The sequence below is a fragment of the Chlorogloeopsis sp. ULAP02 genome (assembly GCF_038404745.2).
Taxonomy (GTDB): domain Bacteria; phylum Cyanobacteriota; class Cyanobacteriia; order Cyanobacteriales; family Nostocaceae; genus Chlorogloeopsis.
On sequence record NZ_JAYKTT020000020.1, the window covers coordinates 20,642 to 45,026 of the forward strand.

General features: G+C 40.7%; 19 protein-coding genes and 2 pseudogenes. 10 read left to right on the forward strand and 11 right to left on the reverse strand.

The window, feature by feature from the left end; translation table 11 throughout:
• Positions 1 to 79: 79 nt before the first annotated feature.
• The 5 genes from U2718_RS09835 to U2718_RS09855 all read right to left on the reverse strand — a co-directional run bounded on the left by U2718_RS09835 (position 80) and on the right by U2718_RS09855 (position 7,909).
• Positions 80 to 1,099 carry an iron-siderophore ABC transporter substrate-binding protein gene (locus tag U2718_RS09835; protein WP_341998222.1) on the reverse strand — a complete coding sequence of 340 codons (1,020 nt, stop codon included), beginning with the start codon at positions 1,097 to 1,099 and terminating at the stop codon, positions 80 to 82.
• A complete protein-coding gene (locus tag U2718_RS09840) occupies positions 1,087 to 3,792 on the reverse strand; it encodes a TonB-dependent receptor (RefSeq protein WP_341998224.1) in 2,706 nt (901 codons plus the stop codon). Before U2718_RS09840 ends, U2718_RS09835 begins: the two co-directional genes overlap by 13 nt.
• A gap of 207 nt (positions 3,793 to 3,999) precedes the next feature.
• Positions 4,000 to 4,998, reverse strand: coding sequence for an AraC family transcriptional regulator (locus tag U2718_RS09845; protein ID WP_341998226.1), 999 nt, complete (start codon positions 4,996 to 4,998; stop codon positions 4,000 to 4,002).
• Between the two features lie 398 nt (positions 4,999 to 5,396).
• Positions 5,397 to 6,167, reverse strand: coding sequence for a trypsin-like peptidase domain-containing protein (locus tag U2718_RS09850; protein WP_341998228.1), 771 nt, complete (start codon positions 6,165 to 6,167; stop codon positions 5,397 to 5,399).
• A 473-nt stretch (positions 6,168 to 6,640) separates the two neighbouring features.
• Positions 6,641 to 7,909, reverse strand: a complete 1,269-nt coding sequence (locus U2718_RS09855; RefSeq protein ID WP_341998229.1) for a M28 family peptidase — start codon at positions 7,907 to 7,909, stop codon at positions 6,641 to 6,643.
• Between the two features lie 304 nt (positions 7,910 to 8,213).
• Here U2718_RS09855 and U2718_RS09860 point away from each other — a divergent pair, with 304 nt between their 5' ends.
• From U2718_RS09860 to U2718_RS09875, 4 genes are all read left to right on the forward strand, one after another.
• Entirely contained in the window at positions 8,214 to 8,675 is a 462-nt protein-coding gene (locus U2718_RS09860) for a DUF3592 domain-containing protein (RefSeq protein ID WP_341998231.1), read from the forward strand.
• A 95-nt stretch (positions 8,676 to 8,770) separates the two neighbouring features.
• Positions 8,771 to 11,038 carry an NHLP family bacteriocin export ABC transporter peptidase/permease/ATPase subunit gene (locus U2718_RS09865; protein ID WP_341998233.1) on the forward strand — a complete coding sequence of 756 codons (2,268 nt, stop codon included), beginning with the start codon at positions 8,771 to 8,773 and terminating at the stop codon, positions 11,036 to 11,038.
• A 155-nt stretch (positions 11,039 to 11,193) separates the two neighbouring features.
• Positions 11,194 to 11,574, forward strand: a complete 381-nt coding sequence (locus U2718_RS09870; RefSeq protein ID WP_341998234.1) for a hypothetical protein — start codon at positions 11,194 to 11,196, stop codon at positions 11,572 to 11,574.
• Between the two features lie 149 nt (positions 11,575 to 11,723).
• Positions 11,724 to 12,746, forward strand: coding sequence for a spore photoproduct lyase family protein (locus U2718_RS09875; protein ID WP_341998253.1), 1,023 nt, complete (start codon positions 11,724 to 11,726; stop codon positions 12,744 to 12,746).
• A gap of 76 nt (positions 12,747 to 12,822) precedes the next feature.
• Here U2718_RS09875 and U2718_RS09880 read toward each other — a convergent pair whose 3' ends face one another.
• Both U2718_RS09880 and U2718_RS09885 read right to left on the reverse strand, forming a co-directional pair.
• Positions 12,823 to 13,287, reverse strand: a complete 465-nt coding sequence (locus tag U2718_RS09880; protein WP_411813257.1) for a hypothetical protein — start codon at positions 13,285 to 13,287, stop codon at positions 12,823 to 12,825.
• A 26-nt stretch (positions 13,288 to 13,313) separates the two neighbouring features.
• Entirely contained in the window at positions 13,314 to 13,970 is a 657-nt protein-coding gene (locus U2718_RS09885; RefSeq protein WP_341998236.1) for a hypothetical protein, read from the reverse strand.
• A gap of 599 nt (positions 13,971 to 14,569) precedes the next feature.
• Here U2718_RS09885 and U2718_RS09890 point away from each other — a divergent pair.
• On the forward strand, positions 14,570 to 14,779 hold the full coding sequence (locus U2718_RS09890) for a hypothetical protein (protein ID WP_341998238.1): 210 nt from the start codon (positions 14,570 to 14,572) through the stop codon (positions 14,777 to 14,779).
• A gap of 214 nt (positions 14,780 to 14,993) precedes the next feature.
• Here the strand turns inward: U2718_RS09890 and U2718_RS09895 are convergent.
• A pseudogene (locus U2718_RS09895) lies at positions 14,994 to 15,607 on the reverse strand (hypothetical protein).
• A gap of 944 nt (positions 15,608 to 16,551) precedes the next feature.
• On the opposite strand from U2718_RS09895, the gene U2718_RS09900 reads away from it, so the two are divergent.
• On the forward strand, positions 16,552 to 17,187 hold the full coding sequence (locus tag U2718_RS09900; protein ID WP_341998240.1) for a DNA-3-methyladenine glycosylase 2 family protein: 636 nt from the start codon (positions 16,552 to 16,554) through the stop codon (positions 17,185 to 17,187).
• A 153-nt stretch (positions 17,188 to 17,340) separates the two neighbouring features.
• Here U2718_RS09900 and U2718_RS09905 read toward each other — a convergent pair whose 3' ends face one another.
• On the reverse strand, positions 17,341 to 18,549 hold the full coding sequence (locus tag U2718_RS09905) for a VCBS repeat-containing protein (protein ID WP_341998256.1): 1,209 nt from the start codon (positions 18,547 to 18,549) through the stop codon (positions 17,341 to 17,343).
• Between the two features lie 441 nt (positions 18,550 to 18,990).
• Between U2718_RS09905 and U2718_RS09910 the strand changes: the two genes are divergently transcribed.
• Positions 18,991 to 19,263 (forward strand): hypothetical protein, encoded by a 273-nt coding sequence (locus U2718_RS09910; protein ID WP_341998242.1) that lies wholly within the window; start codon positions 18,991 to 18,993, stop codon positions 19,261 to 19,263.
• 32 nt (positions 19,264 to 19,295) lie between these two features.
• Here the strand turns inward: U2718_RS09910 and U2718_RS09915 are convergent, their stop codons facing one another.
• Positions 19,296 to 20,510 carry a VCBS repeat-containing protein gene (locus tag U2718_RS09915; RefSeq protein ID WP_341998244.1) on the reverse strand — a complete coding sequence of 405 codons (1,215 nt, stop codon included), beginning with the start codon at positions 20,508 to 20,510 and terminating at the stop codon, positions 19,296 to 19,298.
• A gap of 563 nt (positions 20,511 to 21,073) precedes the next feature.
• On the opposite strand from U2718_RS09915, the gene U2718_RS09920 reads away from it, so the two are divergent.
• Positions 21,074 to 22,384 carry an aminopeptidase P N-terminal domain-containing protein gene (locus tag U2718_RS09920; protein ID WP_341998245.1) on the forward strand — a complete coding sequence of 437 codons (1,311 nt, stop codon included), beginning with the start codon at positions 21,074 to 21,076 and terminating at the stop codon, positions 22,382 to 22,384.
• 88 nt (positions 22,385 to 22,472) lie between these two features.
• Here the strand turns inward: U2718_RS09920 and rnc are convergent, their stop codons facing one another.
• Entirely contained in the window at positions 22,473 to 23,150 is a 678-nt protein-coding gene (gene rnc, locus U2718_RS09925; protein WP_341998257.1) for a ribonuclease III, read from the reverse strand.
• Positions 23,151 to 23,254: 104 nt separating this feature from the next.
• Here rnc and U2718_RS09930 point away from each other — a divergent pair, with 104 nt between their 5' ends.
• Positions 23,255 to 23,824, forward strand: a complete 570-nt coding sequence (locus tag U2718_RS09930; protein WP_341998248.1) for a Uma2 family endonuclease — start codon at positions 23,255 to 23,257, stop codon at positions 23,822 to 23,824.
• 166 nt (positions 23,825 to 23,990) lie between these two features.
• Positions 23,991 to 24,385, forward strand: a pseudogene (locus U2718_RS09935) (hypothetical protein); the annotation flags it as partial.

Sequence of the window (24,385 nt, forward strand, 5' to 3'; positions counted from 1 at the left end):
TTTGTCGGTTGTTCTTAAGAGGAGCTTAAATGACATAACTCACTTTTTGCAGACAAATATGGTGTGTTTGGACATTATTCTAGGGTTTTTCAACTAAATATTTAAATAAATCATTAATCACAGCATTCATTGCTAAAACATCAAAAGCGTACCAATGGTCAGAGTCTACAAGATAGACCTGATTTTTTTGAACCACATTCAATTTTTGCCACAGAGGATTTTGTTGCAGCTTTTCTAAAGCCTCTTTAGCAGCTTTTCCTCCCCGATATGAAAGGAACAAAACATCACCATCAATATCAGATAAATTCTCGTAAGAAATGTTGTCTTTCGTGAAGAAGTCTCCATTTTGTGATATTGGTCTTTGCAGTCCAATGTCGTTTAAAACTTTACCAGTAGGATGTTTTGTCCCATATGTGTAGATTCCATAAGTTTGATCTACAGTGGCAACTGATACCTGAAGTTGATTGCGGCGATTCTCCTTCGGAGAGGCTGCGCCAACGCCTAATGCTTGTTTAAGTTGTTCAATACGTTGCCAGTAGTCTTTAATTAACTGTTTACTCTCCTGTTCTTTATTTAAAATTTGAGCAACATCTTCCAAATGTTTTTGCCAGGGAGGAGGGGGACTAGGATTATCCAACACAACAGTAGGTGCAATATCAGATAGCTGCTTATAGATATTTTTAAACCGAGTAGTAGATAGAATTAAATCGGGTTTTAATAACAAAATCTTTTCTAAATTTGGCTGAAATCCAATATTTTCTACTCCATCTGTTTTGCCTTGAAGATGTTCTGGGAAAGAATCGCCTGCATACCATGCAGTCGTAATAGGTTTGATATCTAATGCTAGGGCGCTACGGAAAGTACCCATCCATAGAGTCACAACTCGTTGAGGGTTGCGAGGAATGCAAGTTTTGCCCATCATATGTTGTACTACTCGGCAGTCTTGCTTCGGTTGTTTTGGGCTTGTAACACTAAAGTTAAAGTTAATATTTCTGCTACAAGCCGAAGTCAGTGTAAATGTTAAAACTCCTAATAACAATAGATTTATAAAGCGACGTAAAGAAGTTTTTACAGATATCTGACTTCTCAAAACTCCCATGAAATTGTCCCTTGTACTGTCAATGGTTCAGCTGCATAAACAGATGTTCTAGATGTAGCAAATTCATAATAATTACGGTCAAACAAATTTCGGATATTGATCCCAACCCTAAATCCATCCCGTTTATAGAATATCGAGGCATCAGTTCGTAGGTAACTTGGCACAGAAAAACTATTTGCTAAATCTCCCTGTGTCTCTCCTTTATAAAATAAACCCAAGCCAAAACCCAAGCCTTTCAAGTCACCTGATTGAATTTCATAAGTTGTCCACAGGTTAAAGCTGTTTTCTGGTGCATTGTTCAAGCGATTATTGACAGGAAATGTATTATCTTTGGTGATTATGGCATCGTTATAGGCATAGCCTGCAAAAATATTCCACCCTGGTAAAATTTCGCCCCCAATGCTTAGTTCTACGCCTCGGCTGCGTTGCTCACCTGTTTGAATTGAAAAACCTTGATTAACAGGATCGGTCGTCAAGACATTTGAGCGTGTTAAGTCATAGAAAGCAAGCGTAGCAGAAAGCCTGTTGCTTAAATCTGCCTTGACTCCAACTTCATACTGCGTACCGCGTTCGGGTTGGAATGTACTGCCATCAAAAGCAATTCCAGTCACAGGAGTAAAGGAAGTACTGTAGTTGGCATAAAGTGATATCGGCTCAATGGGTTGATAGACAATGCCTACACGTGGACTGAATGCACTGTCTGAGACACTTGTTTCTGTATTTGTCAGAAAATTGTTGTCTGTCCGCTTAAAGGTATCAAACCGCCCACCTAGTAGTAACTTCAGATTGTCCGTCAACGCAATCTGATCCTGAACATAAATACCCAATGCATCTGTTACGAAGGCGGTATCAAATCTGGGGAAAGCAGCACCGAGCGCCTGACGACCATACACTGGGTTAAATATATCTATTGGTGCAATTGACCTACCAATTCCCTCAAAGATGGGTGTCTCAAATCTACTGAGGTCAACTCCAAATATCACCTGATGCTCAATCGAGCCAGTTGAGAATTTGCCAATCAGGTCTGTTGTAAAGTTATATCCCTGTTGAAGGAATGTTCTTTCAGTATATTGACGATTCAGAGTTCTATTATCAGCTTGAAGGCTCGTACCGAATATTTCATCTATAGTGGCATAGTAAGAGGAAAATCGAAATTCATTTCGCAACCATAAATTGTCGTTAAACTGATGCTCTAATTTGTAGCCAATTCTAGCTGTTTCTACATCAAAAGGTTTAGCGGAAGGTTCACCAATGTTACGGTTTATTGGTAATCGGCCATTCGGATTTGGCAGTACCGATCCTTGTGCTGGTACACCCAAGAAGGCTTCAATTTCTGATGAGGAATACTCTCCTTCCAGCGTCAATTTTGTCTGATCACTGATTGCGTAACTGAGAACAGGTGCGATAAAAAATCTTTTGGCATCAACAAAATCGATAAAACTACCGATGTTTTGGTAGGCTATATTTAGTCGAGATAAAACAGTCTTGGAATCGTTTAATGGCCCAGACAGATCAATTGCGCCTCGGTAAAAACTATAATTTCCAATTGTGGCATCAATCCTATAGAAGGGATCGCGCAGTGGTTGTTTGGTAATTAGATTAACAGTACCTCCAGGATTAGCACGACCAAATAGTACCGAAGCAGGGCCTTTCAATACTTCTACTTGTTCGATGTTAGAGAAGTCAATTTGACGTGTGCCGACAGGATCGGGCAAACCATTTCTGAGCACATTTCCTGAGTCATCCCTAGCAGTAAAGCCGCGAATGACTAAAAAAGTTCCATTAACAAAGTAAGGAGCAGTAGCTTGATTCACCCCTGGAACATTTCTAACTGCCTCTTCTAGACGGTTAACATTTTGATCTTCCAGCACTTGTCGCGGCACAACCTGAATAGATTGGGGAATATCACGGAGGGGCGTATCGGTTTTTGTAGCTGTGGTTGCATTCGGTAGGCGATAGCCATCCTGCTCACCCGTCACTACCAACTCAATCGGCTCATCATCCTGTGCTGAAGGTGTCTCTGTTTGAGGTGCCTCTTCCCCTTCCTCTGGTGGTGCCGTAGGCGGGGTGGGGTTTTCTTGCTGTGGCTGTTGTGCGGAAGTTGCAGCAGTTGTAATCCCAAAAATCAAACCCTCATCTGGACTGTCAAATAACTCAACAGTTGGCACACCCGCCTCACCTGTCACTGTCACCCGGATAGTATTGGCATCCAAATTTGTGACTACTATCTCAGTAATTCCCGCAACTGGCTTTTGGGAACGGAATATAAACGCATCGCCACTTGGCAGTCGCAACTGGGCGTTAGGAATATCAGCAATAAAGTTATTGCCCTGGCTGCGATTGGTGATTTGTAGTTGTTCTGCACCAGTGGTTTGTAGAATCACCTCCACGCCTTTATCTGTGGGATTGGCTTTTACTCCCGTCACCTGCACAATATCCTCCGAAACAGGAGGGTTAGCTGGTGATTGTACCAGTAATTTGGCGTTGGTGCTGGGATGCTTAACTTCACTTAGTTGCCGAATTTTTCGAGTTAGCAGAGGTCTTAAATTTTCCTGACTTTGAACTTCCTGCTTTTCTTCAGGCCTTGGTTTAATTTCTGCCCATCCAGGTTGAATAGCAACAGCACTCAAGCATCCTGATAGAATAACTAAAAACCACAGTCGAACACTACCAGACAACCACCAACGTTTCATCACAACTCCTCATACACCAGCTTCTTGCAGAACTTTACTGATTAATACGCATTGCAGTAATGACCCCTCCCCAACTCTCCCCTTAACAAGGTGGAGGGTGCCGTCAGGCGGGTGGAGTACTTCAACTTGACTACTGCAAATAGTTTCTAATTCAATGAAGCTGAGTATAGAGAATTGTTAGCAACTAAGTCTATACCAAAAACGGCATCATAGCTCTGAAACAGACTTTTTACCCGATAAACATTCACTTGGTGTAATCATAAACTTACGCTTAAAGGTTTCAGCAAAGCGTCCTTGATGCGAATAACCAACTCGATGAGCAACCTCAGCAATAGTTATATTTCCCTGACGTAATAACTGTTCTGCCCATTCCATGCGTTTCTCTGTCAGGTAGCGAAATACTGTTGTCCCAAACAGTTCCCGAAAGCCGCGTCGAAGAGTGCGATCACTCACTCCAACAATTTGCGTCAATTCCAGCAATGACGGTGGATTCTCCAAATTTGTCAATAAAATTTCCCTAGCCAGATGAATCCGAGCGATAGTATCTGCCTTCAGTCGCGGCGCTGGTTGCAATCCATCTTGAGCCGATAATATGGGAGCTAACTGCAACGCTATTAGTTCCAACACCTTACCCTGTAAATACATTCGCTTCGTCATCCCTTGGTAGGGACAGTTGATAATCTGCTGTGCTGTTCCCCTAATAGCTGTTGTCATTTCCGGGTAGAGTAAAGTTTGCCAGTCATTACCCTTTGCTAACGAACGCAACTGTTTAGGAATTTCTCCCTCTTCATCAGGGAAAAAAGTTGCCAGCAAGTCTGGAGACATCTCGATGTCAATACCCAAACGTTGAGATTTGAGAGACTTTAAAAGCATTTTTCTTTGAACACCGCTACCAGAAATGCACGTATATCCTTCCCCCAACTGTCCCCCGTATTCGTCTGTGGTTCTTCCAGAAAGGAGGACACAAAATTGCAGTGGGTGATCCCATTCAGTAATTTGAGTAACTACATCATCGTAAAATTCATAGTCCGAAATCGAAAGTAAGAGTTCTGGATGCACCTCAATATCCCGTACATACCCCTTACCTAGTTGTCTTGGTACTTCACGGATAATTTCAAATGACTCTCGTTTTAGTGGTTGTGGGCTGTTTTCTTTAGCTTCTGCCCACAGTTCCCACTCCTCTTTCATCGTCAGGGTAATGGTCATAACTGGATGAGATTTAAAAATTAATGATATTTATTCTCAATAATTTTACCGTGAATACTTGTACTAGAGCAAATTAAGTATAGATTTCCTTACTGGGCTGGAGCAGTTGCAGTGAGTTCTAATCCCATTCGACAGCAGAGGAGTTCAGTCATTTTCAGATGAATAGACAACACAATACTGTAAGGGCAGGTTTTGTTTCAATCTCTAGCTCATACCAAGTTGCGTTCAAACATATTAGTTTTGGTAGGCAGGGGGCAGAGGGAGAAATACTACCTCAGAATTGCAACTTAGTATCAAACCGAAAGGAGATCTGCTAAACCCGCCCCTACAAAAAATTGTGGTTCAAATGAATGAAATTTGCTGTCAGCAAAAAGCGATCGCTATATTCAAAACAACAATTAAGCTGCCTGAGCAATCAACTGATTAGCAATTTGCTGTGCTTGGTTGATAGGAATGGCGAATCCCAATCCTTGAGCACCTTGAATGATGGCAGTATTAATGCCGATTACCTGTCCATTTTGATTCAATAAAGGGCCACCAGAATTACCAGGGTTAATTGCTGCATCTGTTTGAATAAAACCGATTCCGCGTCCGCCAAATGCACGACTAGAGCGTTCTGTTCCACTGATAATACCTACTGTCACGGTATTATCTAAACCGAGAGGATTACCGATCGCGATCGCCCATTCTCCAGGTTTAAGGCGATCAGAATTACCAACGCTGACGGTAGGTAGATTGTTAGCTTGAATTTGTACAACCGCCACATCTGTGGTTCTATCTGCACCTAACACCCTACCTGTAAAGCTACGGCCGTCTTTTAAAGTTACTCTTACCGTATCTGCACCAGAAACTACGTGAGCGTTAGTCAAAATTAAACCATTTGACTGAATAATAAATCCAGAACCGGTTCCCCGTGCGACTCGCCTACCGTATTGGGTGTACCGACTCGATACTGTACGCGTGGAGTCGATGCGAACTACTGCCGATCCACTTCTTTCTACCGCAGCAGCAATAAAGTTCGTATCAGTACTTACCAGCTGGGTTGTTGGCTGTTCAGAAAGTACTGCCTTTGTAGGCATTAAATGTGCTCCAAATAGAGCTGTCATCGCCCCAACAGACACTAAAGACAAATTAGTTAGCGACTTTTTCAAGGAGATATTAGTAGACATTGCAGATTTCTAAATCAAAGAATGAATAGCAATACAATCAGCAAAAGACGACTCCGTTTTCCTCACCTGATATCTGTCTTGAAAGGCAGAGGGCAGGAGGCAGTAGCCGCTGCGCGCAAGAGCGTAGGTAGGCAGAAGGAGTGAGATTTTCATCTCCTCGTTGTGTGATTTATCACATGACAGTCTTGTACCCTGTTGATGAAGGTACCCCCGCCAACGGTTACAAACCGTTGTCTAATAGCTAATAGATATTTCCTGTTTTCGATGTAGTCCATTTGAATGGACTTTCGCTATGAGGCTGGGATTTACAACCCCAGACGGACACGGCTTTTACCGACTTGTGTGTACACCGTAGGTTATGGAGAAAGCCAGAGGCTCTAATGCTCGCAACCAGGTTGAACATGGTAACGAGGGATTTGAGGCTTTGTCTGGTGGCTGTTGGTAGGAGTACAAGATATGAATCACCCACAAATTTAGTTAGCTTGCAGCAAACGCTTTACAATATCCAAGGCTACTTGCGCAGTTTCATTGAGCAATTTGGGATCTACTGTTTTATCATTCGGTGTGTGGTAATTTGGTTCCTGACCGCGATAGAAAAACAGAACTGGTACACCTTTTTTTGCAAAAGGTGCATGATCGCTACCAGCATAAGAACCCAAAACTTTCATATCTGGCTTAACGTTTTTGGCAAAGGCGGTTAGGGATGATGTACCACCAATGCCAAGTTCCTCGTTCACGCCCACCATGTCAAAGTTCAGCATTCCTTTCAGCCCAGAGAGAAACTCTGGTTTAGCAGTGTTCACAAAAGCTCGCGAGCCATGCAGCCCATCTTCTTCGCCATCAAAGGCGACGAACCAGGCTTGACGACCAATACTTGTGTTAGATAAATTACGCGCTAGTGCCAGTACAACTGCTGTTCCAGAGGCGTTATCGTTTGCCCCTGGAGAACCAGGCACTGAATCATAATGCGCACTCAGTATAATATTTGGCTTAGTTACACCTGGTAGATGAGCAATAACATTACGCCCGGTGACAACCTGCTGTTGAGCATTAACATTTAAGCTGATATTAACTGGGGTAGTTTGTGCTTGTTCTAGCAAGGGTTTACCGCGCTCACTCGAAAGTGCGAGTACGGGAATTTTCGGCGGTTCTCCCAACATACCACCATCTAAATCACCTGGTTTATTGTTGACTATTACTAAGCCAACCGCTCCAGCAGCAGTGGCATTGTCGGCTTTTTCAGAAAAGCGGATTTCACCACGCCGAACAATAGCGATCGCACCTTTGACATTCACTTGCTCAAAGTCACTAGTTCGCCCGACATTAGGAACTGCCACTATTGGTGCATTAAGCTTGCCAGGGATCGTATGATTGAGTGCCTTACCCTCAATCGTTGCACCGTTTACAGTCAAGTTTGAGCCTGAGTCTACAAACTTTTGATAATTAAAAGTTTGTACTTCAGTGACATAACCAGCCTTGCGGTATTCCTCAATTAGGTAGGCGCTTGCCTTCTCCATGACTGGCGTACCAGCAACTCGCGCACCCATATTAACCAAAGCTTCGACATCTGCATAAGTAGTATTGATGCGATCGCTTTGTTTTGCCTCGGCTTTTGGCAGAGGTTCAACAACTTTATTGAGACGATTGGGTTGTAAAGCGCAAGCTGTGGGTAGTGAAACTACAATAGCTATCAGCGCTGCCTTTAACCAAGAATTTGTTTGGTTTGTTTTCAAGGGAGTCATTAATGCTAACTTGGATAAGTCATATATTTATTCGCTCCTGTTATTTTTAGTGTGATAGCTAAGAATGACAAAAAAATGTCAACTGTAGCACAACAGTTAACAGTATCGTTTACCACATGAACTCCGACTCATAACAAATAATTGATAGCTTCATAGCAGACGCTCTCTAGCAAGATAGTAAATATTGCTGCATATAGAGAGCGTCTCAAGGTAATTATTGAGTGTAAAAATATACTATTGTATTGGCAACGCGAAGTAAGTTAATACTTTACCCGTTCCCTATTCTCTGTTCCCTTGAAATAATATGGATGATTCAAAGTTCTTTCTAATATTTGGTTCTATATTTGGTGGTATAGGTGTTATATTTGCTGTCATAGGCATTATCTTTGGGGTTAATACTCATTCTTTTGTTGGTACAGCAGTATCAACACAAGGAACTGTAGTTGATTTAGAGCTACGTTCATCAACTGATAGTAAAGGTCGCTCTTCTTCTGTTTACTATCCGGTGGTTAGATTTGCTCCAAGTTCTGGTGAAAAAACAATATTTAAATCGAATACGGGCAGTAATCCACCAGCATTTACTAAAGGTCAACAGGTAGAAGTTCTATACAATCCTCAAAAGCCAAATTCTGCCATGATTAATTCTTGGTTAGAACTGTGGTTTTTAACTGCGATGTTTACTGGTATGGGATCAATTTTTGTGCTAATTGGAGGAGTTGCATTAGTTAAATCTTTTCCTCATCTGTTGAATTTTAAGTATAAATAAGACAGAAGTTGGAAGGAATTTGATTTTCTATTCTACTTGTCCTCAATTATTTCCTACACTATAAACTTTTTTAGCAAAGAACACTGCACCCAATTATGCCTTTTAACTTTGCTTACCAACTGCTTGAGCGAGTCCAAACTCATCGTGTTCGCACTCCTACTATTTTGCAAATGGAAGCAGTAGAATGCGGTGCTGCTTCCCTCGGTATTATTCTCAGCTATTATGGCCGCATTGTACCTTTAGCGAAACTCCGAGAAGAGTGTGGTGTTTCGCGAGACGGAAGCAAAGCGTTTAATATCCTCAAAGTCGCTAAGAATTATGGCTTAGATGCAAAAGGTTTAAAAGTACCTTTTGAAAATCTTATCAATGTTCCTCCTCCCTATATCGTCTTTTGGAATTTCAATCATTTTCTTGTCTTAGAAGGGTTCGGTAAAAAACGCGTTGATCTCAACGATCCAGCAACAGGACGCAGAAGTGTTTCTCTAGAAGAGTTTGACCGTGCATACACTGGCGTCATCTTAGCTATGGAGCCAGGAGCAGACTTTCAAAAGGGAGGCAAAAAAAGTAATATTATCTCTGCCTTGTTGGCTCGCTTACAAAACTCATGGGGTACTATCCTATTTTGCCTGTTTGCAGGTTTACTGCTGACAATTCCCCGATTAGCTGTGCCAGAATTCTCTCAAATTTTTGTTGATGAAATTTTAGTTCAAGAGCGTCAAGAATGGTTACGTCCCCTGTTATTAGGGATGATTCTAACCGCTGTTTTACGGGCTTTACTTGCCAAAGTGCGACTTATCTATCTGCGGCGATTAATGGTGAAATTATCAGTTACTATGTCAGGAAAATTTCTCTGGCATATTTTACGCTTGCCTGTGGGATTTTATGCCCAACGTTATGCAGGAGAAATCAGCAGTCGAGTTCCAATCAATGACATAGTTGCAGACATACTCTCAGGGCGTTTGGCAACAACGGTAATTGATGCGGTGATGATGGTTTTTTACCTGCTGATTATGATTCAGTACAACTTGATGTTGAGTGCGATCGCTGTCGGTTTTGCCGCTATCAATATCCTTGCTCTACAATTTATTTCTCAAACTCGTATTGATACAAATCTGCGTTTAGCCCAAGAACAAGGTAAAGTTTATGGAGTAACTGTTAGTGGTATTCAGACTATAGAAACCATCAAAGCATCTGGGTTAGAGTCTGATTTATTTTCTCGATTTGCCGGTTATTATGCCAAAGCACTGAATGTTCAGCAACAATTAGGCTTACAAACTCAAATTCTCACTACATTACCTATAATTTTGACGAGCCTAACAACAGCTTCTATTTTAGTTGTTGGTGGTTTAGAGGTCATGAATGCCAATCTCAGCATTGGGATGCTAGTTGCTTACCAAAGCTTAACGCTGAGTTTTTTAGAGCCAATTAACAGCTTGGTAAATTTTGGCAGTACTATGCAAGAGTTAAAAGCTGACTTAAACCGCCTTGATGATGTTCTGCAAAACCCGGTTAATACGGAAGCACAGAAGAAAGAGGACACGGAGAGGGGAGGACACGGGGACACGGGGAATATTTTTGGTGATTTCTCCGCGTCTTTGCGTCTTGTTGTCTCTGCGTCTTCTTCCTACTCCCCTAAGTTAGAAGGCTATATTGAGTTACGAAATGTCACCTTTGGCTATAGCCGTTTAGAACCTCCTCTCATTGAAAATTTAAGCTTGAGTATTCAACCAGGACAAAGAGTGGCATTAGTAGGCAAGAGTGGTTCTGGTAAGTCTACAATTACTAAATTAATTTGCGGTCTTTATGAACCTTGGGACGGGGAAATTTACTTTGATGGTATTCCTTGCAAGCAAATCCCGCGTTCTGTATTGGCAAATTCTTTGGCAATGGTTGAGCAGGATATCTTTTTATTTGCTGGAACAGTGCAGGACAATATCACTCTTTGGGACTCAACAGTGCCAAATGCAGATTTCATTCAGGCTTGCCAAGATGCGGCGATCGAAGATTTAATCCTATCAATGCCTCGAAGGTATGACGCCGAATTAATTGAGGGAGGGATGAATATTAGTGGTGGGCAACGCCAGCGCCTAGAAATTGCCCGTGCTTTAGTTAAAAATCCGACGGTGTTAGTACTCGATGAAGCTACCAGCGCCCTCGATCCCGAAACAGAATTAACAATTGATCAAAATTTGCGACGACGTGGTTGCGCGTGTATCATCATTGCCCATCGACTCAGTACAATCCGTGATAGTCATGAAATTATTGTGCTAGAAGCAGGCAAAGTCGTCCAAAGAGGTACTCATAAACAATTGTGGCAACAAAACGGAATATATACTCGTTTAATGAAAACAAAAGAGGCTTAAATACGTTGTTAGTCATTAAGTAAGAGCTTCAATACATCATTTTCCAATCGGAAACTACTACTTTGAATTGGGTAAAACCCGCTTTGTTTATAGCCGCGAGGTCATTTTCTAAGATTCTAAAATAGAAGTAAGTCACAAAAATAACTTTTATTTATATGAAAATCCAGTCGTCAGTGCTAGTCCATTTAGGATTTGGCAAGTATGTGCGTTCCGATCAAGTCACGGCAGTAATACCGATTGACGAAGATAGAGGGCCAGGACGACGCACTTTTGTTCATCTTCAAGGGCAAGTTGATCCAATTATTGCCTCAAGAGCGGAGGATACGATTGTGCGCGATCTAGTACAAGAACCGCGTGAAGTGACACAAGCACGTCAACAACAGGAAATTCTTCAAGATTTATTGGTAGATTTGGGCAATGTTAATTCTACTGTGCGTAGAATTAGTCGTGATGAAGGTGGTTTAGATCTCGATTTGCTGGAGCGGCGCATTCGTCAAATTTTAGACAATGAAGCCAATCTTAAAGCCACCGCATAGTCCGTGAATTGCCTGTAAAGAAGTGAAAACTTAGCAAGATAAACACGGTGAATCTAAATAGTAGATCCGCGATGCCTACGGCAAAGACTTCTTTTCATACAGACAACAAAGATTCGTCAAAGCTAGAAGCATCTCAGCCTCGTTTGTGGATGCCAGAGCGCGTCGTATTTACAAAGGCTGCTTTGGCAGAGCCTTACGGTCAAAAGATATTACAGCGTGTACAGTCCCTCAACTTACCCGTTGAAGAGTTACCGCGAAATCGCCTGACTGGTTTGCGTGGTGAAGGCGATCGCGATACCTACAATATTGCCAAGCGCACCCTTGCTGTCGTCACTGCACCACCTAGTCACTTTAAACTAAGCCCCATTCCACCTTCTGCGGATTGGCAGTTTCACATTGCCGAAGGATGCCCAGGACATTGTCAATACTGCTATCTAGCTGGAAGTTTGTCGGGGCCACCTGTGATTCGTGTCTTTGCCAACTTACCGCAGATATTAGAGAACTTAGCAGCATACGAACGACCTAGTCAAACAACGACCTTTGAGGTTAGCTGCTATACCGATCCACTCGGTATTGAGCATTTAACCGGAAGTCTAACTGAGTGTATTCGCTACTTTGGTACTCGTCAAGAAGCTCATCTACGCTGGGTGTCTAAGTTTAATAATGTGAATGATTTACTAGAGTTGCCGCACAATAGTCATACTCGTTGCCGAATGAGTGTAAATGCTGCACCTATTTCCAACAGATTTGAAGGCGGTACTGCATCGGTGGCAGCTAGACTTAGCGCATTGCGTCAGTTAGCTTTACCACGAGAGCGCGGTGGTGGTGGGTACCCAGTGGGAATAGTCATTGCGCCAATTATGCCTATAGATGATTGGCAAATGCATTACAGCCGTTTGTTTAACCAAATTAGCGAAGCATTAGATTTTGAGTGCGATCTTACTTTTGAGTTAATCTCACACCGTTTCACACCTGGCTCAAAAGAGGTGTTGCAAACTTGGTATCCGCAATCAAAGCTAGACATGGACGAGTCAAAGCGTAGCATCAAGCGAAATAAGTTTGGCGGAACAAAGTATGTATATGATTCTGACACTATGAAGATGTTACGCCGCTTTTTTGAAGCCGAAATTAAACAGTACTTCAACAATGCAAAATTGCTTTATTGGACTTAGAAATTTATTATTTACCAGGCTAAGTCCTCTCTCTTCCACTTGTCTATTCTCTTTGCAAACCAAGCTCATCCCACTATTAAAATAATTCAACCCCAAATTCCAGAGGACGTCCTCGTACGAGGCTAAAAGCTTGCTGTGGGGACACCTCTGGCTTTCTCAGAAACCAATACTCTGTAGCATCAGAACCATAATTAAAACCCACAATCACCACATATTCATTGTCTGGATCATAATTATCAATTAAGGTAAAAAATTGTGCGTATTCTATTGGTTGCTGTTTAGCAGCCTGTGAAAGTTTTGCCATGTTCCATGCTTCACTACCTTTGGCAACGTAGTGAACTGAATTCCCTAAATGTGACACTCCTTCAGTAATTGAAAAGTTGTTACCACCAGAATGCTGGATATTTACAACTTTATGTAAGTAAAGATAGCCTCTACCCAAGTTTTGAAAAAACTTCCATGCCTGAGCACTAAATAATATTTCACATTGTTCGATAATATTGTGCGCAATTTTAACTCTAATTTCTTTTTCTGGTGTCATTTGATTTCTCATGATAGTGGTGACAGTTAGTGCAAAGTTTCAATTTCTAAATTTTCTTTTAAGCGCTCTAATTGTTTCCACAGTTCCTCTATTTGTTGGTATGCCTCCTCAGAATTTATTTTGCCATTGGTTTCTAAAGCACAAATATAACCAACTCGCTGGGAAAACTTCTGCAAAAAGGTGTTAAATTGCAAATTTTCTGGCTTGACTTCACCATGATAATTACTATACGTGTATAAAAAATCATCCTTATGTGTCATCCAGTTTTTCACACTATTATCTTTTTTAAAGAGAATAGAAGAACAAGTAACACAAGGTGTATCTATTCTTCCATAACTTTCCCAGGAGGGATAAATATAGTTTTTTAACCAACAAGTAAGTTCCCAAGAGTATTTATTAGAGATTTCATTTAGTAATAGTAAAGAGGTTTTTTTTGATAAAAAATCAATGTTTTCTCCATCTATTTCTAAAGGAAATGCTAGAGTTTTTAGTATAGATTCATATTTATTCCATATCTGACTTTCTTCTTGATAAAAACAATAATTAATAAGAGAAAAGCCTGCAATACTCAAATCTACTCCATTAGAGGCAAAGACAAAACTCTCGCCGTTTTTATCTGTTTTATAATCATCAGGTAGCCAAAAATCTACACAAAAGAATTGGTAGTTGGTAGATGTAATCATGATGAATATTTAAAGAATTTCTTGTCAACAAACAATCTCTAGCACTAATCTATAAAGTCAATAAAACCGTAATGAAAATACATTAGTGCTTAGAGCAAAAGTATGTTAGTAACAACATATTTGCTTTTGTTGATTTTTAAAATATGTCTCAAGGTAGATAAACAATTATTTCTTAGGTGGAGTGCTAAAAGTTTATGTATGAAAATCTTATTTCAAGATATTTTGACATTTTTCTTATTTTTTATTTATAAATTTCTTATTTTTGATTCCATTTTTATTTAGGTTATGTTTAGTTTAAAAACTCTAATTTCTATATTTTTTATTAATGGTAATCCCTCAACTTTTCTAATACTGACGATTTGTAAGCAGATCTAGGCTAACAAGTAAGCTTTCTAGCTTGGGTATCTAACTTAATCTATCCGTATATGTATGAAATACCTGCTCACCACAAACGCGTAGAGGATTGTGGAAGTAAGCAGATGTAACACTATCACCTAAATGCTTTTGAGTAAGTCATTCCAAGTCTAAGCATTATTGCATAAGTTTTGATTTTTTTTGTGCCTAGCATATTAATGTACTGCTTATAGTACAATTGAACTATGCAGAAAGAACCTGTTTACAGAATTGGGCAAAAAGTCTATGTGAGTGAACCCAAGATGCCACAGTATGGCAAGTGGGTTATCGTTCGCGGCACTAGTGATGGACACAGGTTAGGTATATTTTTAGTTTGCAGAGATGACAAAGGAAATAAATTGCTGCTGCGAGAGTCGGAAGTTTCTAGTTCCCAGCCTGTGAATGGGTATGCCTGAGATCCTGTTAACAACTAACGCCTATAGTGTCAAATGTTGCATAAAAGTTGTATGTAACTTTACAAGTTATTAATTTTCTGGAATTCTTATTTTTAACCTCATTGATATGCTTACCTTTCGCCAGTGGATATGTTGCCCTGGCGGTTTTTCTTTTTATACCTTGTCATCATCAATAGACCTCCTGAAAACCCAGTCCTGGGCCATTGGTCACAAGTTAAGGTTGTGAGGCAGTTGTCAAGGGGATTTGAGAAGGTGGCTGAAAGAAAAATTCAGGTGTGCCTCGTTGTTGCTCAGGGAAGGGAGCAACGATGAGCTTCATGTTTGGTTTTCGTTGTCGTTTAACAATGCCTAAATCTTGATTTTCTGGTGCAGCAAAGTATTTGATAGGGTCAGTTGCCTTACCTTTTTGATGAGCAACATAAAAATGATAAAGATCCAAATTTTTTCAAATTTTGACTTAGTGAATTGAACACTTTGGGGGACTTTTCGCCTACTTCTTCTTTGCCAATAATCTTGTAATTTTGGGACTAAATCTTTAAAAACTCTTTCAAATAATTGCGCTGGGAATGTCAGAAATCTCTGCGATATTGCTTGTTGGCTCACCTCAAGAGGTTTACACCACACAAAACCTTCTCGCGCTAACATTCTGGTTAATTCTGTGGTTCCCGCCACGTCTGGCCACAGTAGAGTTAGCACTGCCGCTACCATTAATGGTAAGTTGAGAATCCTGTCTCTTAATCCCAGTTGACGGTAGTAATTTTCTTGTGAAGTGATTGCTGGTGTAAGTAACTGCTCAAGTTGAGAAGCAATTACTTCGTCTTCCATCATTGGGCGTTGCTTCTTTTTAGCATGAGCTCGATTGGTTTTACGACTGCTACTCATGGTTTTTTACAATCGCTCAATTACTTGTATTAATTGAGTTTGCCATGATTTTGAACAGAGCAAATCATTCTCTCAGACCCGTATGAGCATGATAATCAAAAACAGGAGTAGTGGAGAGGGCGAGCTTCCCTCGCCCTCTCCACCTTCATTACAATTATCATTCTTATGCACCTATATTTATTCTCAAAGACTTATTGACAAAATTCTTTCTCTTCTAACTTGTTCCGAATGGTCCTGGGCAGCGATTATACCTATATACCTAACGGTCATTGTGGTATATTCTCCAACAAAACTCGCTTTGAAGCTACTATGTCTACTATTTGAACTAAACAAAGTGGTCGAGCAATTGGGCAGCTTGGATAATCAAATCAGTAGTGACAATGACAAGTTGTCTAGGGTTGCATAAAAGTTGTATTTAACTTTATAAAAATATAATTTTCTGGAAATCTTATTGTTAGTTCAGCAAACCCATGTTGAGCTATCGAATCCACTTGTGCCAGTGTTGTTCTCCACACTGGCTTTCTTTTTACATTTCCGTGTAACTTTGAATTCAGGGTGCTGATTACAAATTTTTTTCTGATTTTTATAAATGTTTGGTTGCTTGCAATAGTGCATTCAAAAAATTTCTTCTCTCTAAATATAAGTACCTAAACAAAATTAATTACACATTTTTTACTGTTCCCTGTTCCCCATTCCTCCTCATCCTTACGGGAAGACGCTAGCTAACGCAACGCCTGACGGCGAACGCGTCTACAGAGTTCTCTCTGTTCTCTTGCCTCCACCCATAACTTTAATTTTGCCTAACTACTTAGTTAACGTGTTAGCATAACAGCGGTGCGTTACACTGCACCCTGTGCATATACAAATTTCATAGATAATGTCAGAAGATAGTGTCAGAAATATTAACTCAGAATAGCTTTGCTTATGGTTTAAAAGTTATTACTTCAAACGATTTAGATTTAGCAGAGATTCTCAATTCTTGTGGTTTACCACCTTTTTGGGTGCGCGAACCAGGCTTTGCCACGCTGATTCAAATTATTCTAGAACAACAGGTTTCTCTCGCATCAGCTAAAGCAGTTTTTGAGCGTTTGCAGCAAACTATATCACCAATTACTCCAGAGGGATTTCTGACTCTGGATGATGTTCAAATTAAAAAAATCGGATTTAGCAGGCAAAAAGCTCTTTATGGGCGCCTACTATCACAATCTATTATTACAGGGCAGCTTGATTTAGATACCCTCAATCAAATGCATGATGAGGATGTACGTTCTGTTCTCAAAAAAATAAAAGGTATTGGAGACTGGACAGTTGATATATATTTACTCATGGCATTGCGGCGAGCGGATAGTTTACCAAGAGGAGATTTAGGATTAGCACTGGCAATTCAGAAGGTAAAACGCTTAGAAAATCGTCCTTCACCAAGAGAAATAGAAGTTATCGCCGAGAAGTGGCAGCCTTGGAGAGCAGTAGCTACGCGTTTGTTATGGCATTATTATTTGAGCGATCGCTTCCCGCTCCGCAAGTAAAAATGATAGTGGCACAATTGGTGATGAAGTTATTAAGTTTTAGTAAGGAGCGAACTCTTGTTCGCCCCATCAGCCTTCTGAAATCTTGCCTGAAAATTTGAATCACAATTAAACTTCAACAGTACACAATTTGATTACCATGACTACAAACTTCTAATAAACCTGCCACTCAACAGGAACTTGTTCTACAGGAACGGCATTAGCAATAGTACCATTCATCAACCAAATAGTGTTCTCGCCAGTTTGTTCGTCACGCCAGAAGATATCTGACTTGCCATCGTTATCAACATCACCAACACTAGCTTTCCATGATGAATTAGTTGGAGGTAGAAAAGCTTCGGTACCAATGGATGTACCATCCATCAACCAAGCTGTGTTCTCACCAGTTGTCTGATTGTGCCAAAAGATATCTGTTCTGCCATCTCCATTAAAATCTCCAACAGAAGATTTCCACGAAGAATCCAATTTCGGTAAAGAACCTGCGCTAATAAAGATACCATTCATCAACCAAACAGTATTTTCATCTGTTTGATTGTTGTGCCAGAGTAAATCTGTTCTGCCATCACCGTTAAAATCACCAACAGTCAAATCCCAAGATCCCTCCATTTTAGTCAGAGCATACTCCGATCTATTCGTACCATCCATAAACCAAATTAGATTTTCACCTGTAATTTGGTTACGCCAAAAGATGTCATTTTTACCATCACCGTTGAAATCGACAACATTATAATTCCAAGGTGAGTCAGTTCTCGGTAGAAAAGCCGCAGTAGTAATATTTGTACCGTCCATCAACCAAGTGGCGTTTTCACCTGTTTGATTGTTATGCCAAAAAACATCACTTCTGCCATCTCCATTAAAATCTGCAATTGCAAAGTTCCATGCAGGATTGATGGTTTGTAAATTCACAGCAGAAGCAATATTTATGCCATCCATTAGCCAGATGCCTGTTTCACCATTATTTCTATTGCGCCAGAAGATATCTGTTTTGCCATCACGGTTGAAATCGGCGTAGGCAAAATCCCAGGCTGCGTCCACTTGAGGCAGCAAAGCCCCAATAGGAGTTGTTCCATCCATTAGCCAAACAGCAGTTTCACCTGTTTGTTGGTTACGCCAAAATTTGTCAGCCTTACCATCGCCATTAAAATCAGCCACAACTGCCGCATTACTGAATATGGGATTAGGATTGGCATTTTTTGCCGTGATCGCGTCTTGCTGTTCATCTTGGCTTAATGACAATGAGCTTCTGAAGCTTAAATCAGAATTTGAATTAGTTGTAGGCTCAAACAGGTTCGTTGAGAGTTGAGCATAGTTTAATGGATTCGTATTTACAGGCAAACTTATGGAAGTATCAGAGGAAGTCATATTGTTTGTCATCAGTATTCATAATGTTTCTACCTTTTTTTGATTATTATTTTTGTAAAAAATTAACATATAGTATTTGTTCATGTGTTTATGTAAGTAACAATTTAAATTCGACTTTTTCAGAGAAACTAGTATCTTTAAACACAAAAATAGACAAACTATAAAAACGATATCTTCAGCAAAATATTGTATACAAATAGTTGAGCAAAATTAAAGTTATGCTTGGAAGCAAGAGAACAGGGTTGGCAGAACAGGAAACAGCAAAAAAATGTGTAATTAATTTGTTGAAGTACTTATAAAATTTTTGCATGACAAAAATAAGTTGTATTCATTTAAATCTAAAAAAAGATATAGTTGAACACAACTTTTTATGACGCTATTTCTTGTGAATTCAGCGGGTAGTAAATGCACTTCTATGTTTAGACAATCCCAATAGATAAGGTGGTTACGGCTAGTTATTACTTTCTTAAAGTCTCGAATTCTTACATAGCCGTAACACAACGCCAGGTGCTTTATGCCGGGGAACCCTTACTTACAGAAGCCGCCTACTCTCCGAGAAGCCAGGCTACGCCTGTCTACCGGGCGTCTACGCCAGTCGCCTGTGGAGGAGCCACTGCGGTGGACGGGTTTCCCGGCATAAAGCAAGTGGTGTTGGAAACCCTACCAAGAGCGCTGGCTCACCACCGTACTGGCTCCCCTACTAAATCTACTTAACTAGAAGGCATTAACCGTGATTTGCATCACTATTAAGCTTTAGGAAGGGTACCATCGTACCATTCACCTGAAACTGAAGGTAGAAGCGAAGGTTGGGGATTTGTAGTACCATCCATAATGACAATGGCATTCTGACCTGAGTTGGGATCACGCCAGAACATATCTGTTTTGCCATCACCATCATAATCACCAAGACTAGGTGTCCAGCTTGCGGTAGGTGCATCCGCAGCGGTTTCAGTGACAACATTGCCATCACTGATTATCCATACTTTACCTTGACCAGTTTGCTGGTTGTACCACAAGACATCGGTTACTCCATCGCCGTTAAAGTCACCAATCATTGGTTTAGAACCTTCAACTGTAGCCAGAGGAGTATCACTAGCAATACTTGTGCCATTCATTAACCACAATTTGCTTTCACCCGTTGCCTTGTTGTGCCAGAGAATATCGGTTTGGAAATCGCTGTTGAAATAGCCAACGCTAGCTTCCCAATTTGAGTCAAGAGTTGGTAGAAACTCTCCGCTGGTGATACTTGTGCCATCCATTTGCCAAACGGCATTTTCACCTGTAGCGTTATTTCGCCATAATACATCAGTCTTGCCGTCTCCATTGACATCAACAATGGTAGCTGCCCAATTTGTATCGACTGTTTGCACAAGATCTGCTGAAGCAATCTGTGTACCGTTCATCTGCCAAAGAGCATTCTCTCCGGTGGCATTATTCCGCCAGAGAATGTCGGTATTGCGATCGCCATTAAAATCTCCTATTAGGGGCGTCCAGCCATTAGTTGCTTGTAAATCAGCTTGTGAGGCAACTAAGCCATTCATCACCCAAATTTGGTTTTCACCTGTCTGAGTATTGTGCCACAACAAGTCAGTTTTGTTATCGCCGTTGAAGTCAGCAATTTTAAGATCCCAATCTGCACCCTTAGTTATGTTATTACCATTAGCATCCTTGACAACATCAGTAGCACCAACTTCTCTGCCGTTCATTAACCAAATAGCAACCTCACCTGTTTGAGAATTACGCCATATCCTGTCGTTCTTACCATCACCGTCAAAATCGGCGGAAATTGCAGCACTGGTTAACGCAGGATTAGGATTCTTCGGAGCAGTAGGTAATGCTGAAGATGAGGAAGAAGATTGATAGTAAGACTGAGTTTCTAACTTTTGATTATCCGGTACGTTAATAACTGTACTTTGAGGATTTGTGTCCAATGTGCTTTTTGTAGGAGCTTGCATCGACATGGCGTGTGTTTATGACAAGTGGTAATAAACTTTTTAACTGTTTTTTTCTTTTTAATTCAAGTGTTATTTAATAACAAAAACATCTTCTTTATGTTTTCTTAATATTTATAATATTTCTGCTAAAAAATTAGTTTTAGCTAACTAAATTTTGAAAATTTTCAAGTGCAATTTAAGAGAAAGTATGAGATTTAACTATTTAATTTTGATAATTGTTAGTTAGATAAACATTCTCAATTATTCAACTGTTTTTATATGGATGTTAAAAGTGATAGGACTTACGCAAAATTTCTCTCAAATCTTCTTGACTCCTTGTTCTCAGCGTACTCTGTGGTTTATTATTCCATAACTCGTGCGTAAGTCCTGAGTGAAATTAAGATGCAGACAAGGGAACGGGGAATGAAGAGGACACGGGAACGCGGGGAATGTTTTTAATAGTTTCTCCGTGTCTACGCGTCGTTCCCTAGCCCCTAGCTTGCGATCGCTGTAGCAAAAGTAATATTTGTAGTATATATTACATAAAGAATTATAGATGACACAATAGATCGTAAAAACAGTAAAACATTATGCAGACAGAGTATCGGCAGCGTCGGGAAGTGTTGATGTCAAAAATTGGTCATGGTGTTGCGATTTTTCGGAGTGCGCCAATGGCAGTCATGCACAATGATGTCGAATACAATTTTCGCCAGGACAGTGATTTCTTTTATTTAACTGGGTTTAATGAAGCCCAAGCAGTCGCAGTTCTCTCACCCCATCACCCAGAACATCGATTTGTGTTGTTTGTGCAGCCCAAAGACAGGGAACAGGAAATTTGGAGCGGATATCGATGTGGGGTAGAAGCGGCAAAAGAAATCTATGGTGCGGATGAAGCTTACCCGATCGCAGAATTAGATGAAAAGTTGCCGCAGTATCTAGAAAAATCAAATCGTATTTACTACCATTTGGGACGCGATCGCGCTTTTAACGAAAAAATCCTCAATCATTGGCAAACCTTAATGCGGACTTATCCCAAGCGCGGCACAGGGCCGATTGCGATTGAAGATACTGGCCCCATCCTTCATAGTATGCGGCTAATTAAAACAGAAGTTGAGTTGGAGTTGATGCGTAAAGCTGCTGAGATTGCCGTGGAAGCACACAATTATGCCATGAAATTTACTGCACCAGGACTTTACGAGTACGAAGTGCAGGCAGAAATAGAACATATTTTTAGAAAGCGGGGTGCGATGGGGCCAGCTTATCCTTCTATTGTCGCCTCTGGTGCTAATGCCTGCGTGCTGCACTACGTTGAGAACAATCGGCAAATGCAGGATAACGAATTACTGCTGATTGACGCTGGCTGTGCCTACAATTATTACAACTCAGATATTACCCGTACATTTCCAGTCGGGGGTAAATTTACCGCAGAACAAAAGACACTGTATGAGCTAGTTTTAGAAGCCCAAAAACAAGCGATCGCCCAAGTACAGCCAGGCAAACCCTATAACTTAGTTCACGATACTGCCGTGCGCGTTCTAACAGAAGGCTTGGTAGAACTTGGCATCCTCAAAGGCGAAATTGACAAGTTAATTGAAGAAGAAAAATACAAGCCATTTTATATGCATCGCACCGGGCATTGGTTAGGCTTAGATGTGCATGATGTCGGAGTGTACCAACATGGCGACGATAACCCGCAAATTTTGCAACCAGGGCAAGTCCTAACAGTAGAACCAGGACTTTATATTGTTCCAGATACTAAGCCTGCGGAAGATCAACCAGAAATTGATGAGCGTTGGGTTGGTATTGGTATTCGCATTGAGGATGATGTTTTGGTTACACCCACAGGGCATGAGGTTTTGACTGCCGGGGTTCCCAAAGAAGTCGAGCAAGTAGAAAGATAAACTATTTTATCCCACCCTGACCCATGAGAGATTATAGATCCCCCACTTTTTTTAAAAGTGGGGGATCTGAACACCTGCGAGAACAAACTCAAGCTTTCTCCTTAACTTTAGCAAGAGCATCTTCCGCCGCTGCCTTCTCCGCAACTTTCTTGCTGCGCCCCCTGCCAACTCCGTACACTTTTTCACCCACAAATACTTTAGCGATAAATTCAGGTGCGTGAGAAGAACCTCCTACTTGCTCTGTTACATATTTGGGAGGAGTTGGAGTAATATTGCGTTGCACCCATTCTTGAAAGCGATTTTTTGAGTCTACATTGGCACGAACCTCAACCACATCTTCTGGAACAGCATCAAACAAAGGTTCGACAACAGCACGAACAGCCTCAATATCAGAATTATTGTCTAGATAATAAGCACCAACAACTGCTTCAAAAGTACTGCTAAGTAAATTGGGATTACTAAAGCCTCCATCGAGAATTGCACCTTTACCCAACCGCATTTGCAAATCTAAACCTACCTCAATTGCAAATTTTGCCAATTGCTTCTCATCTACTAGTGCCGATCGCCTTCGAGTTAATTCATCTTCTCCCTTTTCTGGGAAACGACGATAAAGATACTCGCCACTTAAGAAATTGAGCACAGCATCACCGAGAAATTCCAGGCGTTCATTGTGTTCCCCTGCTTGGGGATTTTCATTGACATAGGAACGGTGTGTTAATGCACGGTGTAGGAGTGTTTGATCCCGAAATTGCAAAATTTCATGCATTTCGGGCAATTTCTCTTTCATATCTTTATTATCGAAAAATTTCAATATCAATATTGTTTGAAAAAAGTTAGTCTAATATCACGTTATTGAAAAGGAGATCTCCTATGAACCACACAGCAAGCGATCGCGTGCGTTGGACTACCACAGATATAAACCTCCTACCTGAAAACGAGGGTACGCATTATGAAATTATAGACGGAGAATTATTCATGACCAGAGCGCCCCACTGGAAACATCAACGTACTTGCTTAAATATCACTTTAGAACTTGAGGTTTGGTCGCGTTCAAGTGGTTTGGGACAAGCAAGTATCACTCCTGGCATTTTGTTTTCGGAAACTGATAATGTTATCCCAGATGTAGTATGGGCTAGTCATGAACGTTTAGCAGTTTTGCTTGATGAAGCGGGACATTTAACAGGCGCACCGGATTTAGTGGTAGAAGTGTTATCTCCTGGTGTGGAAAATGAACGTCGGGATAGAGAAGCGAAACTCAAGCTTTACGCTTCACGGGGAGTAAAGGAATATTGGATTGTAGATTGGCGATTGCAACAAGTTGAAGTTTATCGGCGGGAAAATGCAAGGTTAACATTAATTGCAACACTGCTAAATAATGATGAATTGAGTTCTCCTTTGTTGCCTGGTTTTAATTGTGCTGTGAGTCGGTTTTTTGTATAAATTACTGTCTGACATCCAGATGAAAGTAAAAGCTTTAAATCTTTTAATACACTTCACTTGTGCGATCGCCCGATCTGGGTGGGAAAAATAACAACAAATGGTTTTCTGACTCATTTCCAAAGCAAAGTAACCATTTACCCACTCAAATAACCACAAAAAATTTATCATGGCTTATCAAAACATCAACGCCACCCTTTCAGAAAAAGATATCCAAGAAATCAAAGCAGCACTTCAGACAATTCAACAAAAGCTGCCTTTTCTGATTACCTTAAGTAGTCAAGAAAGACGCAAGTTATTCAAAATGGGCGATAAAAGCCTTGCCTTTGTTAACAATAGTCTCACCGCTGCTCAGTCTAACCGCGACATTCTACCAGCCAGTTTCGATGTAGAGGAATTTGTGCGGGATTATCAACTCGCCAATTCCCTCACAGAGCTTTTACTGGGATTGCGTCAACTGACAGAAAAAGTAGATGTACGCTCTTGGCAGTCGGTAGTGAAGCGATGAGCAGCAGTTTAACAGTTTATGATTACGTAAAGACGGCTGCTAAAAAGACTCCTGGA

What these genes read in the sequence shown, in the direction of transcription:
- U2718_RS09835 (WP_341998222.1), bottom strand. Translation starts at nt 1,099, where the DNA reads ATGGGAGTTTTGAGAAGTCAGATATCTGTAAAAACTTCTTTACGTCGC.
- U2718_RS09840 (WP_341998224.1), bottom strand. Translation starts at nt 3,792, where the DNA reads ATGAAACGTTGGTGGTTGTCTGGTAGTGTTCGACTGTGGTTTTTAGTT.
- U2718_RS09845 (WP_341998226.1), bottom strand. Translation starts at nt 4,998, where the DNA reads ATGACCATTACCCTGACGATGAAAGAGGAGTGGGAACTGTGGGCAGAA.
- U2718_RS09850 (WP_341998228.1), bottom strand. Translation starts at nt 6,167, where the DNA reads ATGTCTACTAATATCTCCTTGAAAAAGTCGCTAACTAATTTGTCTTTA.
- U2718_RS09855 (WP_341998229.1), bottom strand. Translation starts at nt 7,909, where the DNA reads ATGACTCCCTTGAAAACAAACCAAACAAATTCTTGGTTAAAGGCAGCG.
- U2718_RS09860 (WP_341998231.1), top strand. Translation starts at nt 8,214, where the DNA reads ATGGATGATTCAAAGTTCTTTCTAATATTTGGTTCTATATTTGGTGGT.
- U2718_RS09865 (WP_341998233.1), top strand. Translation starts at nt 8,771, where the DNA reads ATGCCTTTTAACTTTGCTTACCAACTGCTTGAGCGAGTCCAAACTCAT.
- U2718_RS09870 (WP_341998234.1), top strand. Translation starts at nt 11,194, where the DNA reads ATGAAAATCCAGTCGTCAGTGCTAGTCCATTTAGGATTTGGCAAGTAT.
- U2718_RS09875 (WP_341998253.1), top strand. Translation starts at nt 11,724, where the DNA reads ATGCCAGAGCGCGTCGTATTTACAAAGGCTGCTTTGGCAGAGCCTTAC.
- U2718_RS09880 (WP_411813257.1), bottom strand. Translation starts at nt 13,287, where the DNA reads ATGACACCAGAAAAAGAAATTAGAGTTAAAATTGCGCACAATATTATC.
- U2718_RS09885 (WP_341998236.1), bottom strand. Translation starts at nt 13,970, where the DNA reads ATGATTACATCTACCAACTACCAATTCTTTTGTGTAGATTTTTGGCTA.
- U2718_RS09890 (WP_341998238.1), top strand. Translation starts at nt 14,570, where the DNA reads ATGCAGAAAGAACCTGTTTACAGAATTGGGCAAAAAGTCTATGTGAGT.
- U2718_RS09905 (WP_341998256.1), bottom strand. Translation starts at nt 18,549, where the DNA reads ATGACTTCCTCTGATACTTCCATAAGTTTGCCTGTAAATACGAATCCA.
- U2718_RS09915 (WP_341998244.1), bottom strand. Translation starts at nt 20,510, where the DNA reads ATGTCGATGCAAGCTCCTACAAAAAGCACATTGGACACAAATCCTCAA.
- U2718_RS09920 (WP_341998245.1), top strand. Translation starts at nt 21,074, where the DNA reads ATGCAGACAGAGTATCGGCAGCGTCGGGAAGTGTTGATGTCAAAAATT.
- rnc (WP_341998257.1), bottom strand. Translation starts at nt 23,150, where the DNA reads ATGCATGAAATTTTGCAATTTCGGGATCAAACACTCCTACACCGTGCA.
- U2718_RS09930 (WP_341998248.1), top strand. Translation starts at nt 23,255, where the DNA reads ATGAACCACACAGCAAGCGATCGCGTGCGTTGGACTACCACAGATATA.